The organism is Phenylobacterium sp. (assembly GCF_028290885.1).
GTDB lineage: Bacteria > Pseudomonadota > Alphaproteobacteria > Caulobacterales > Caulobacteraceae > Phenylobacterium.
The window spans coordinates 1-12,805 of sequence record NZ_JAQGIZ010000021.1 but is presented as its reverse complement, the minus strand read 5'-3'; the positions used below and the strand labels follow the sequence as shown (position 1 = coordinate 12,805).

Below are 12,805 nucleotides of genomic sequence, written 5' to 3'. Positions count from 1 at the left end.
CGCAGGCATAGCCAAGCACGTTCATCGCGACGATCTCCAGGAAGTTGGTGATCGCGTTGGGGTTCTCGAACGGGTGCGCCGAGTTGGTGTTGAAGAGACCGCCGCCGTTGGTGCCGAACTGCTTGATCGCCTCCTGGGAGGCAGTCGGGAAGAGCGCGATGGTCTGCTTGCCGCCTTCCACCGTACGGGCGATGGCGTGGGCGACCAGGGTCTGCGGCTCTCCCAGCGCGACGAACGCGATGGCGAGGATCAGCGAGAACGGCAGCAGCACGTAGAGGCTGATCCGGGTCAGATCGACCCAGAAGTCGCCAAGATTCTCGGCCCGGTTGGCGGCGAAGGCCCGCGCAAGGGCGGCGGCGACCGCGATGCCCGCCGCGGCGGACAGGAAGTTGTGGGAGGTCAGGCCGGCCATCTGCGAGAAGGTCGACATCACCTGTTCCGGCACATAGGACTGCCAGTTGGTGTTGGTGACGAAGCTGATCGCGGTGTTGAACGCCAGGTCCGGAGAAGCCCCCTTGAATCCCTGCGGGTTGAGCGGCAGCAGGTCCTGGAAGCGCAGGATCAGGTAGAGCACGACGAAGCTCGCCGCGCTGAAGATCAGCATCGAGACGGTGTAGGCGAACCAGTTCTGGCTCTTCTTCGGATCGACGCCGAAGGACTTGTAGAGCACGCCCTCGACCGGCCGCAGCACGGGATCGAGCCAGGTGCGCTCGCCCTTCCACACCCGGGCCATGTAGAAGCCGAGCGGCCACGCAAGCGCGACCGTGACGGCGATCGTGAACAGGATCTCAAACCAGCCTCGCGCATCCATGGCGAGGTCTCCTTCTCGAATAATTAGGGTTGTCCCAGCGGGCGACGGGCGGCGATCGCGCCGCGGGCCGAGCGCCAGCTAGAACTTCTCGGGCCGCAGGAGGGCGGCGATCATGTAGATCGCGATGCCGATGCCGCCGGCGGCGTAGAGCAGGATCATCAGCATGACTAAGCTCTCCTCAAGAGAGCCGCATAGCCGACGAAGAGCAGCAGCACGCCCACCCCTGCCGCCAGATAGATCAGATCGAGCATAGCTTTCTCCCGCCTTGGTCGAACGGTGACGCTGATACGACCTGAAAGCCTAAAGGCGCCATTCGTATCCGGCTGGCAGGAATCAACGATTCATAAAGGCCCCAGCTGGACTCACCGGCGCCCCGCCGCCCGGTTTGCGGCTCTCGCCTCAGGACTTGTCCAAGTCCTGAAACCACAACGCCCCGCACGGCCGGTTTAGGCGGCGTGTACGGGGCGTGGGCATGCGCCGAGCGGCGCCACTAACCGGGCTCGAGAGGGCCGTGGCGCACCCTCCCCTCTCGTCGCCCCTCTCGTCGCCAGGGCCACCCTTCGAGAGTCAGTCCCTGAAGTCGGCCAGGTGGGCGGCCATCGCGCGCTGGAAGGCCGGGCGGGCCTCGCAACGCGCGAGGTAGGCCTTCAGCCGCGGTTCGCCGGCGACCAGGTCGGTATCGTCGATGATGCGCAGGACCGAGGCCATCATCAGGTCGCCGACGGTGAAGCCGCCCTCCAGATAGTCCTTGTCGCCCAGCGCCTCGGCCAGCTCGGCGAGCCGTTTCTTGACCCGCTCCACCACGGCGGGGCGGCGAGCCTGCGCCCAGGTCTCCCCGGCGTGGAAGGCGTCGATCTCGCCCAGCTGCTGCACCACCGTCTCCACCGAGTTCAGCGCCGCCAGAACCCAGACCATGGCCCGCGCGCGGCCTTCCCGGCTTTCGGGCATGAGGGCTTCGCTGGTTTCGCCGATGTGCAGCACGATGGCCCCGGATTCGAACAGCTCGATCCCGCCCTCGCGATAGGCCGGCACCTGGCCGAAGGGCTGCAGCGCGCGATAGCCGGGCTGGGCCTGCTCGCCCTGTTCGAGAAGGTGGGTCAGGTAGGGCCGCCCGGCTTCCTCCAGCGCCCACCGGACGCGCAGGTCGCGCACCTGGCCCCGCGCGAACTCGGGAACCCAGCGGAAGGCGGACACCACCGGCGTCGCCGCCTCGGCCAGGTCTCGGGCATAGACCTCGGCCTTCTCGAAGGCGGAGGTCCAGCCGACGATGTGGCCGTCGCGGAAGGCCACGGTCGGGAAGCCGGTCTGGTGGAAGGTCTGCAGGGTCGTGCCGCCGCCCCGGTCGGTGAAGGTCACCACTACTTCGGTCGAGGGGTGGACGTTGGCGGCCGGGTCCCGGTCGCCGAAGGTGAAGGCGATGCGGTGGTCGGGCTCGATCTCGCGGAATTCGCCGCCCATCCAGAGCGGCCCGCTCTGTTCGGACTCGATGCAGGCCAGCCACCGGCCGCCGGGGCGGAAGTCGATCTCGCAGTGGGTGCAGGTGAAGCCCTGGGGCCCGAACCAGCGCTGCATGTGCTGGGCTTGCGACCACAGCCGGAACACCAGGGCCGGCGGCGCATCGAAGGTGCGGGTGACCAGAAGCTCGTCGTCGCGCAGCTCGGCGGTCGAATTATCCAGCGGCATCGTCTTCTCCTTTTGGGGCCTGTTCCTCGGCCGCCCTGGCCTTCAGTTCGGCCAGGTAGGCGTCCATTCTGTCGAAGCTTGCGTCCCAGAACCGGCGGTAGCGTTCCAGCCAACCGTCCAGCGCCTGCAGCGGTTCGGCCTCCAGCCGGCATGGTCGCCACTGGGCCGTGCGGCCTCGCGAGATCAGGCCCGCGCCCTCCAGCACCTTCAGGTGGCGGGAGATGGCGGGCAGGCTGATGTCGAACGGCGCGGCCAGCTCGTTCACCGTCGCCTCGCCCTCGCTCAGCCGGGCCAGGATGGCGCGGCGGGTGGGATCGGCCAGGGCGGACAGCGTGGCGCTGAAGGGATCGATCTCGCGTATCATTAGCGAACCTGTTAAATAACAGATCGGTTAATTACACGATCGAACGGCCCCGTCAATCCAAAGCCATCTCAGTTGGGCGGATCGAGCTGCGGATAGCGGGCGGTCGGGTTATCGCTTGGTGACAGCGGGGCCTGTCGGGGGCGGTCGGAGACGTTCCGACGACTGAGCATTTCATCGGAAATCCGCCTGCGCTCGGGAACTGCGGCGATCTACCGCAGTATGCCGGGTTGCCGCCGAAGTGTCGCAGGAACACAAATTGACGCTGCGGGGGCCGTAGTCGACGCCATCTCTTCGCGGGTTCCCGATATATCGCCTGTGAGGATGTATTATTCCCTCTATAGGCGAATTATTCTTGCGATCTATGCCCGACAACTTGCCGGCTATCTTTTGGTTAAGGTTACCTTTGCTTAAGACATATTGATTTTTAGCTAACGTTGTTATAATGCAGTCCCCAATGAGCCCCTCGAAACGCGGGCTCGCTGCATCACGCAGACTTGGGTTGGGGGCTTGGTATGGCGAACATCATCAACGGCACCGCCGGCGCTGACGCGCTGAACGGCCTCTCGGGCGACAACGTCATCTCCGGCGGGGCCGGCAGCGACAAGCTGAACGGCGGCGCGGGCCTCGACACGCTCGATGGCGGCTCCGGCTCGGACACCGTCAGCGGCAATTCCGGCGACGACCTGCTGATCTTCAAGATGTCGGACAACGTCGGTTCCAGCGACGTCTATGACGGCGGCTCCGGAAACGATGTCCTGCAGCTCAACCTGACGCTGGCGCAATGGAACAGCGCCGCGGTCCAGTCGGACCTCGCAAAGTACCTGACCTTCCTCACGGTCAACACCAACGTCCACACCCTGGAAGCCACCAACGCGATCTTCCAGTTCACCGCCTTCGGGCTCGCGGTGTCGAAGATCGAGACGGTTCAGGTCATCGTCGACGGCGTGTTGCTAAGCGCCGAGGACAATCCGGTCTTACTCGTCGCCGACAGCATGGGCGCCGGAGAGAACACCGCCAACGCAGGCGGCAACATCCTCGCCAACGACACCGTGGCCGACCAGGTGGCGACGGTCGCCTTCACCCAGGCGGCCCATGGCGCAGTGTCCATGGTCACGAACTTCAGCGTCGTCAACGCGCCGGTCGCCACGCCGACCTACACGCCGACGGCGGGCTTTTGGGACTACCTGGCGGTCGGGGAGACCGGCCACGACAGCTTCACCTACACCGTGACCGACGCCGATGGAGATACCGCGACCACCACGGTGTCAGTGAACATCGCCGGCGCCAACGATCCGGTGACCATCACCAGCCCGGCCCAGGCCGGCGCTGTGGTGGAGGACGCGGCAACGCTGAGCGCCAACGGCACCGTGGCCTTCTCCGACGTCGACCTCACCGACGGCCACACCGCGACCTTCGCGCCCACAGCCTCCACCACCACCCACCTCGGGACCTTCGCGCTCGGCGCCGTCAGCGAACTGGCGAACGCCGCCACCGGCTCGGTCGGCTGGACCTACACGCTCGACAACGCCGCGGCCCAGTACCTGGCCAAGAACCAGACGGTGACCGAGACCTATGTCGTGACCGTCGATGACGGCAAGGGTTCCACAGCCACCCAGAACGTCGTGGTCACCATCACCGGCGCCAACGACGCGCCGGTGATCACCGCCCAGGATCTCATCGGCGCCGTCACCGAGCAGGTGACCCCGGCCGGCAACCTCACCAACACCGGCGTGATCACCTTCAGCGACGTCGACCTGACCGACGTCCACCTGGTCTCCGCCGTGCCGCTCAACGCGGCGCCGGGCGCCACGCTCGGCACGCTGAGCGTCGTCAAGGACCACGACACCACCGGCACGGGAACCGACGGCCAGCTGACCTGGAGCTACAGCGTCGCCGACTCGGCGGTGGAGTACCTGGCCAAGGACCAGACCAAGGTCGAGAGCTTCACCGTCACCCTCAACGACCAGCAGGGCGGCATCATCACCCGCCAGGTCGACGTCACCATAACCGGCACCAACGACGCCCCGGTGATCACCAGCGGCGCTCAGAGCGGCGCGGTGGTGGAAGACGCGGCGACGCTGAGCGCCACCGGTACGGTGGCCTTCTCCGACGTCGACCTCAGCGACAACCACACCGCGACCGCTGCGGCCGCGGCCGGCAACACCACCACCCTGGGGACCTTCGCGCTCGGCACGGTCAGCGAAGCGGCCAACGCCGCCACCGGCTCGGTCGGCTGGACCTACACGCTCAACAACGCCGACGCGCAGTATCTGGCCCAGGGCCAGACGGCGACCGAGACCTACGTGGTGACCGTCAGCGACGGCCTCACCACCACCACACAGAACGTCGTGGTGACCATCACCGGCACGAATGACGCGCCGGTGATCAGCCTGGTGGGGACCGACAGCGCCACGGTCGGCCTGACGGAGGCCAACGTCGGCCTGATGACCAACGGCCACGTGACGGTGACCGACGTCGACGCCACAGACACGGACACCCTGTCGGTGGCCAGCGTCAGCATCGGCGCGGCGAGCACCGGCACGACGACCGTCGACGGCGCCGCGCTGAAGGCGATGATGAGCGTCGAGCAGAACGGCGCCTGGCACTTCAACAGCGGCTTGGAAGCCTTCAACAGCCTGGCCGCCGGCCAGACCCTGGTGCTGAACTATGTGCTCAAGGCCGACGACAGCAACGGCGGGACCGCCACCCAGACGGTGGCGGTGACCATCACCGGCACGAACGACGCGCCGGTGGCCACCGTGCTGGCGAACCAGAACAGCAACGAGGACACCGCCTTCAGCTTCACGGCGCCGGTCTCGACGGACGTGGACAGCGCCAGCCTGACCTACTCAGCGACGCTGGGAGACGACACGGCGCTGCCGGGCTGGCTGCACTTCGACGCGACCAGTCGCACCTTCTCCGGGACCCCGCCGCAGGACTTCAACGGCGCGGTCGCGGTGAAGATGATCACCAGCGACGGGTCGCTCACCGACTCCAGCACGTTCAACCTGACCATCAACCCGGTGAACGACGCTCCGGTGGCGGTCGCCGACACGCTTTCGGCCACCGAGGACACCCCGGCCACCTTCACGGCGGCCCAGCTGCTCGGCAACGACACCGACGTCGACAACCTGAACTCCCAGCTGCACATCGCCTCGGTGACCAGCGTGAGCGGCGGGACGGTGGCGCTCAATCCGGCGGACGGATCGGTGACTTTCACCCCGGACGCCAACTTCAACGGCCCGGCCAGCTTCACCTACACCACCACCGACGGCTCCCTCGCCAGCGCCCCGGCCACCGTGACGGTCAACGTCGCGGCGGTGAACGACGCCCCGGTGGCGGCCGCCGACACGCTGGCGGCCACCGAGGACACGCCGGTGACCTACACGGCCAGCCAGCTGCTCGGCAACGACACCGACGTCGACAGCCCCACCCTGCACATCGCCTCGGTGACCAGCGTGAGCGGCGGGACGGCGGTGCTCAACGCCACCGGCACGGTGACCTTCACCCCGGACGCCAACTTCAACGGCCCGGCGAGCTTCACCTACATGGCGAGTGACGGCGCACTGAACAGCGCGCCGGCCACGGTGACGGTCAATGTCGCGGCGGTGAACGACGCCCCGGTGGCGGTCGCCGACACGCTGGCGGCCACCGAGGACACGCCGGTGACCTACACGGCCAGCCAGCTGCTCGGCAACGACACCGACGTCGATAATCCCCCGGGCGACCTGCACATCGCCTCGGTGACCAGCGGGACCGGCGGGACGGCCGTGCTCAACGCCGGCGGCACGGTGACTTTCACGCCGAACGCCAACTTCAACGGCCCGGCCGACTTCACCTACACCACCACCGACGGCGCCCTCGCCAGCGCGGCGGCTACGGTGACGGTCAACGTCGCAGCGGTGAACGATCCCCCGGTGTTCACCTCCGGGGCGACCGGCGGCGTCGCCGAAAACGCGCCGATCGCGACGGTGGTCTACGACGCCAACGTCACCGACGTGGACGGCGCACCGGCGGTGTTCTCGCTCACCGGCGGCGACTCCAGCCTGTTCAACATCGATGCCTCGACCGGCGCGGTGACGTTCAAGGTCTCGCCGAACTTCGAGGCGCCGACGGATGCCGGCGCGGACAACGTCTATAACTTCAGCGTCAACGCCTTCGACGGAACGGACACCACCAGCAAGGCGGTGGCGGTGACGGTGACCAACGTCAACGAAGCCCCGGTGATCGACTCCGACGGGGCCGGCGCCACGGCGACCAAGAGCGTGCCCGAGAACACCACCGCGGTGACCACGGTGCATGCGACCGATCCCGACGCCGGGACCACGCTGGCCTACTCGATCGTCGGCGGCTCGGACTCGGCGAAGTTCGCCATCAACGCCACCTCCGGCGCGCTGTCGTTCATCACCGCCCCGGACTTCGAGGCGCCGACCGACTCCGACCACAACAACAGCTACATCGTCCAGGTGCGCGCCTCCGACGGCTCGCTGACTGACGACCAGACGCTGACCGTGAACGTGACGGATGTGGTGGAGACGGCGCCGGACACCCAGGGGCCGACTTCGGTCGGGTTTACGCTGGCTACGGGCGCCGGGACCGCGACGACCGACACCGGCAATGGCTTGAACGCCAACGAGGCAATCGGCGCCTTCATCGCCAAGGGCGATCCCAACAGCGTCACCTTCCACTACGCGCTGTCGGGGACCGACGCCTTGAAGTTCGCCCTGAACACCACGACTGGCGCACTTGCGGTCGGTGGGTCGGCCTTGGGCGCGAGTGCTACGCCCTATGCCATCACCATCAGCGCGCTTGACCAGGCCAACAACTCGGTCTCGCAGACCGTGAAGGTCTGGGTCGCCGGCTCCGGCGACGACTCGGTCGTCGGCGTGGGGGACGTGGACGTCGAATACGGACAAAACGGCACCGACATTCTGAACGGCGGCGCCGGTGACGACGCATTGATCGGTGGCAAGCAGAATGACCTGCTGATCGGCGGGAGCGGCGCCGACCAATTGTTCGGCGGTGACGGTAGTGACGCGTTCAAGTTCACGAGCCTGGGCGACTCCGGCGACAAGATCCTCGACTTCGAGATCGGCCCCGACAAGGGGCAGCTCAGCGTGCCGGGCTTCAGCTGGCAGAATCAGCCGGGACCCGGGTCGGCGACCATGATCGACGTGGCTGCGCTCGGCGCCGGCTCCTCCATCGCGGGTGCGGACATCGTGCGCTGGACCGGCGCCGCCGCCAGCATGGACAGCGCCGCCGAGATCAACGCGATGCTGTTCGGCAAGGCTGCGACGTTCGCTGGCGGCGTCTTCGTGCTGGCCTACAACACCGACACCACCGGGACCAAGGTCGCGCTCTGGTACGACGACCACGCGAACGATGCCAGTAGCACGGTGACGCTGGTCACCACCTTCGACAACCTGACATCGCCGATGCCGTCCTTCACCGGAGGCGACTTCCTGTTCGTCTAGCGCTCAGCGGTGGCGCAGGCTCGCCTGCGCCACCGCCACTTGAGCTGGTGGCGGCAAGTCACGGGAACGCTAAGCTGCCCCTTCCTCAAAGGGTGGAGCGTGGACCATGCGTCTGATTGCTTTTCGCGTCGCGGGCGGCGGGGGCCGGGTCGTCCACATCAATCCTGACCAGGTCGTCTGCCTGCTCGAAGCCGGCGACGGCCGAACCCAGGTCGTGACCACCGGGCTCACCGGAGAAACCTCGATGAGTCTCATCGTCGAGTCCGATCCGGCCGATGTCGCCGCGAAGTTCCAGGCCTAGCCCGCGTCGATCCTCCGTGTGGGGATCGAAACGGCCCGTTGCCTAATCCATAGCGGGTGCTATCGTTTTGCCATTGGCGAAGCGGGGGGATGGGCGATGCGGCTTCTTCTAATGCGCGGCGTGGCGCTGTGCGCCTTCGGTCTGGCGGCGACAGCGGCGCAGGCCGCAGAGCCGTCCACGGTCGGTGAGCTGGTGGTGACGGCGCAGAAGCGGGCCGAAAACCTGCAGGACGTGCCGATCGCCATCACCGCGCTGTCGGGCCAGCAGCTCAAGGACCTGCACGTCACCAACATCCTGGACCTCAACGGCCTGTCGCCGTCGCTGTCCATCAAGACCGACGACAACGCCGCGAACCCGAAGATCTTCATCCGCGGGGTGGGGCTGAACGACTTCAACCCCAACACCGCCACGCCGGTCGCCATCTACGTCGACGGGGTCTACATCGGCTCGCCGCTGGCGCAGATGGGCCAGTTCTTCGACGTCGACCGCATCGAGGTGCTGCGCGGTCCGCAGGGCACCCTCTACGGACGCAACACCACTGGCGGCGCGATCAACGTCGTCACCCGCAGGCCCACCCAGAGCTTCACCGGCGACGCGTCGGTGGAATACGGCAACTTCAACACCGTGAACGTGGAAGGCGGCGTCGGCGGCCCCTTGATCAAGGACGTTCTCGCCTTCCGCCTCGCGGGCGCCGGGACCTGGGACGACGGCTTCATGCTGAACAGGCTGACCGGCGACCATGGCAACAACCAGGACCGCTGGAGCCTGCGCGGCTCCCTGCTGTTCACGCCGACCCCGAACCTCGATGTGCTGACCGAGGTGCGCTACGGGCAATCGGGCGGCGGCTCCATCTGGGCCTACAACCGCTCTCTGGTCCCGCAGACCGCGGCGGCGACCGGCCCCGACGGCTTCTGCGCGCCGGGCTTCTACACCTCGGGCCAGTGCACCAACGTCGCCGGCTACGCCAACACCAGCAGCAACCTCAACCAGGGGGACTACCACCTCCAGGGCAAGGACAAGGTCCGCACCTTCGGGGCCGCGGTGACCGCCAACTGGAGGCTGGGAGACGTCAGCCTGGTCTCGGTGACCGGCTATGACAGCGCCCACCGCAATGACGTGGAGGACACCGACGCCGCGCCGACCGACATCATCACCGCCGACTACCTGGCGCGCCAGTCGGTGCTCAGCGAAGAGCTGCGCCTGCAGTCCGAGGGCGAGGGGCCGGCCAAGTGGGTCGTCGGCGTCTACGGTTCCTACGACTACCTGTGGAACCACTCCTACTATGACATCCTGCGGATGTTCCGCGACCCGACCCCGGAAAACCCGTCCGGCGCCGACATCGCCAATTCCATCGGCATCTTCGGCTGGCCTTACAAACAGGTCACCACCAGCTACGCGGTGTTCGGGCAGGTGGACTACAAGCTCACCTCGCGGCTCACCGGCACGCTGGGCCTGCGCTATTCGGCCGACCGCAAGAAGTTCGAGTACACCAGCAACGCCGAGAACGGCGCCTTCGTCTTCTTCACCGTCGATGAGACCAAGACCTTCGGCTCGCTCTCGGGGAAGGTCGGCCTGCAGTACCAGATCAGCGACACGGCCAACGTCTACGCGACCTACAACCGGGGCTATAAGAGCGGCGGCTTCTTCGGCGGGCAGGCCACCGATCCCGCCCTGGTGGCGCCCTACCGCGACGAGAAGGTCAACGCCTACGAGGCGGGTGCCAAGAGCGAATGGTTCGACCACCGGCTGCGCGCCAACGTCTCGGCGTTCTACTACGATTACAAGGACTTGCAGGTCTACGACCTGGTGCTGGTGGGCGCGATCACCGAGCAGATCTTCACCAACGCCTCCAACGCCAAGATGTACGGCTTCGAGGCGGAGCTGACGGCGGCGCCGGTCGAGGGACTGACGCTGCAGTTCAGCGCCGCGACCCTTCACGCCAACTACGAGAACTTCCACTCGCTCTCCGGCGACTTCTCCGGCAACACCTTGCCGAACGCTCCGAAGGTGAGCCTGACGGCCATGGCGCAATACCAGTGGCAGGCCTTGGGCGGAAACATGCGGATCGAGGCCGACGGTACCTACCGCAGCAAGATCTTCTTCGACACGCGCAACCTCGCCCGGCTCTCCGACCCGGGACGGACCTTCGTCAACGCGCGCCTGGGCTGGAGCCCGCCCGACAAGCGCTACGAGCTCGGGCTCTGGGGCCGCAACATCTTCGACGAGACCAATATCAGCGACATCATCCCGATCGAGGGCCTGGGCTTCGACGCCTTCAGCATGGGCAGGCCGCGGACCTACGGCGTCTACCTGCGATACGACTACTGACGCGGACGCACCGATGACGGCCTGGAGTAATTGGTCGGGGAGCGTAAAGGCCGGCCCCGCCGAACTGGCGCGCCCGAGGGACGAGGCGAGCCTGCAGGATCTGGTCCGCCGCGCCGCCAAGGTGCGCGTGGTCGGCGCCGGCCATTCGTTCATGCCGCTGTGCGCCACCGAGGGCCTGCTGCTGTCGCTGGAAGACCTGCAGGGCGGGTTGGAGGTGGCGGCGGACCGCAAGACCGTGACGGCGCCCGCCGGATGGAGCCTGAAACGGCTGACGGAGGCGCTCTGGCGCGAGGGGCTCTCCCTGCCGAACCAGGGCGACGTGAACCCCCAGGCGCTGGCCGGGGCGCTGGCCACCGGCACGCATGGCACCGGCCGTGACCTCGGCAGCCTCTCGACCTTCGCCCACGCGTTCCGCCTGGTGATGGCCGACGGCTCAGTCGTGACCTGCAGCCGTTCGGAGCGGCCGGAACTGTTCGAGGCCCAGCGCCTGTCGCTTGGACTGTTCGGGGTCGCGACCCGCATCGTCATCGACGTGCTTCCCGCCTATCGGCTCGAAGAGCGGATCGAGCGGCGCAGCCTGGCCTGGGTGCTGGAGAATTTCGCCGACGTCGCGGGACGCTGCCGCCACGCCGAGTTCTTCGTCTTCCCTTATTCGGACGACGTGATCCTCAAGACGCTCGACCCGACCGACGAGCCCGACACAACCGAGCGGTCCGGCGGCAGTGGGGACGCCGTGTTCCGGTTCTGCTGCGAGTTGGGCCGCGCCGCGCCGCCGCTCATCGGACCCCTGCATCGGCTGATCATGCGCGGATCGGGCGCCACCCGCCGGATCGGACCCGCCTACGAGATCTTCCCCTCCGAACGCACCGTGCGGTTCGAGGAGATGGAGTACGAACTGCCGCGCGCGGCGGGGCTGCCGGCCCTGCAGGAGGCCATCGCCTGGATCCGCAAGGCCCGCCTTCCCGTCACCTTTCCGTTCGAGTTCCGCTGGGCGGCCGGCGACGACATCTGGATCAGCCCGTTCAACAAGGGGCCCGGCGCCTCGATCTCCATGCACCAGTATGCGCCGATGGCCTGGCGCGAGCTGTTCGCCAAGGGCGAGCGCATCTTCCGCGCCGCGGGCGGTCGGCCGCATTGGGCCAAGCGCCACACCCTGCGCCCCGACGATGTCGACGCGCTCTATCCGATGGCGGAGCGGTTCCGCGCCGTCAGGCGGGAGGCGGATCCCGCCGGCAAGTTCCTGAACCCCCATCTTGCCGAGCTGTTCAGTTGAGGGACGCCGCCGTGGCCCAGCCGACCGACGCGCCTCCCTGGATCGGAGAGGCCCCCCGCCTTAGCCAAGCGGTCGCGGTGATGTTCGTCGGCATCGTCGGCGTGATGATCGCCGGCCTGCAGCCGCAACTGCTTGGCGCCCTGGAACAGGAGGGCCGCCTGCAGGCCGCGCAGCTCGGCCACGCCGCCACCGCGGAACTGCTGACCATGGGCCTTGCCGCCGGGTTCGCCGGGGCTTTCCTCAAGCCCAGGCGATTGCGCCTCATAGGCCTTCTCGCGGGCCTGGCGCTCGCCGTCGTCGACGTATTGACCGCGCGCCTCTCCGGCGAAGCGATCACGGCCGCCCGAGCGGTGGCCGGCGTGCCTAGTGGGATCATGATGTGGATCACGCTCAGCCTCATCGCCCGCGCACCGCGGCCGGAACGCTGGTCCGGCGCCTATCTGACCCTGCAGACCCTCGCGCAATTCCTGTTGGCGACCCTGCTGACGGCGTTTGTCATCGGCCGCGCGGGGGCCAACGGCGGCTGGCTGGCGCTGGCCGGCGTGAGCGCGGCGGCGGGGCTGGTGGCGCT

General features: G+C 67.5%; 7 protein-coding genes and 1 pseudogene. 5 read left to right on the top strand and 3 right to left on the bottom strand.

Translation table 11 applies throughout. The features are described from left to right. The 3 genes from JWP28_RS01765 to JWP28_RS01755 all read right to left on the bottom strand — a co-directional run. Positions 1-811, bottom strand: an 811-nt coding sequence (locus tag JWP28_RS01765; protein ID WP_299539316.1) for a potassium-transporting ATPase subunit KdpA, incomplete at its 3' end; no start/stop codon positions are given. A 567-nt stretch (positions 812-1,378) separates the two neighbouring features. After that, positions 1,379-2,494: an SRPBCC domain-containing protein gene (locus tag JWP28_RS01760; protein WP_299539313.1), complete on the bottom strand. Its 1,116-nt coding sequence runs from the start codon at positions 2,492-2,494 to the stop codon at positions 1,379-1,381. Continuing rightward, positions 2,481-2,858, bottom strand: a complete 378-nt coding sequence (locus JWP28_RS01755; protein WP_299539310.1) for a metalloregulator ArsR/SmtB family transcription factor — start codon at positions 2,856-2,858, stop codon at positions 2,481-2,483. Before JWP28_RS01755 ends, JWP28_RS01760 begins: the two co-directional genes overlap by 14 nt. Before the next feature lie 512 nt (positions 2,859-3,370). On the opposite strand from JWP28_RS01755, the gene JWP28_RS01750 reads away from it, so the two are divergent. From JWP28_RS01750 to JWP28_RS01730, 5 genes and pseudogenes are all read left to right on the top strand, one after another. After that, complete coding sequence (locus JWP28_RS01750; RefSeq protein WP_299539308.1) at positions 3,371-8,332, top strand: tandem-95 repeat protein; 4,962 nt, start codon at positions 3,371-3,373, stop codon at positions 8,330-8,332. Between the two features lie 106 nt (positions 8,333-8,438). Next, positions 8,439-8,633, top strand: coding sequence for a hypothetical protein (locus tag JWP28_RS01745; RefSeq protein ID WP_299539306.1), 195 nt, complete (start codon positions 8,439-8,441; stop codon positions 8,631-8,633). A 96-nt stretch (positions 8,634-8,729) separates the two neighbouring features. Then, on the top strand, positions 8,730-10,961 hold the full coding sequence (locus tag JWP28_RS01740; protein ID WP_299539304.1) for a TonB-dependent receptor: 2,232 nt from the start codon (positions 8,730-8,732) through the stop codon (positions 10,959-10,961). A 13-nt stretch (positions 10,962-10,974) separates the two neighbouring features. Next, the gene (locus JWP28_RS01735; protein WP_299539302.1) at positions 10,975-12,234 is read left to right on the top strand and encodes a D-arabinono-1,4-lactone oxidase; all 1,260 of its coding nucleotides are present in this window, start codon (positions 10,975-10,977) and stop codon (positions 12,232-12,234) included. Between the two features lie 11 nt (positions 12,235-12,245). Continuing rightward, positions 12,246-12,805, top strand: a pseudogene (locus JWP28_RS01730) (MFS transporter); the annotation flags it as partial.

Bases quoted from the DNA above. Each gene is read 5' to 3' on its own strand.
- JWP28_RS01740 (WP_299539304.1), top strand. From the start codon at position 8,730: ATGCGGCTTCTTCTAATGCGCGGCGTGGCGCTGTGCGCCTTCGGTCTG.
- JWP28_RS01750 (WP_299539308.1), top strand. From the start codon at position 3,371: ATGGCGAACATCATCAACGGCACCGCCGGCGCTGACGCGCTGAACGGC.
- JWP28_RS01745 (WP_299539306.1), top strand. From the start codon at position 8,439: ATGCGTCTGATTGCTTTTCGCGTCGCGGGCGGCGGGGGCCGGGTCGTC.
- JWP28_RS01755 (WP_299539310.1), bottom strand. From the start codon at position 2,858: ATGATACGCGAGATCGATCCCTTCAGCGCCACGCTGTCCGCCCTGGCC.
- JWP28_RS01760 (WP_299539313.1), bottom strand. From the start codon at position 2,494: ATGCCGCTGGATAATTCGACCGCCGAGCTGCGCGACGACGAGCTTCTG.
- JWP28_RS01735 (WP_299539302.1), top strand. From the start codon at position 10,975: ATGACGGCCTGGAGTAATTGGTCGGGGAGCGTAAAGGCCGGCCCCGCC.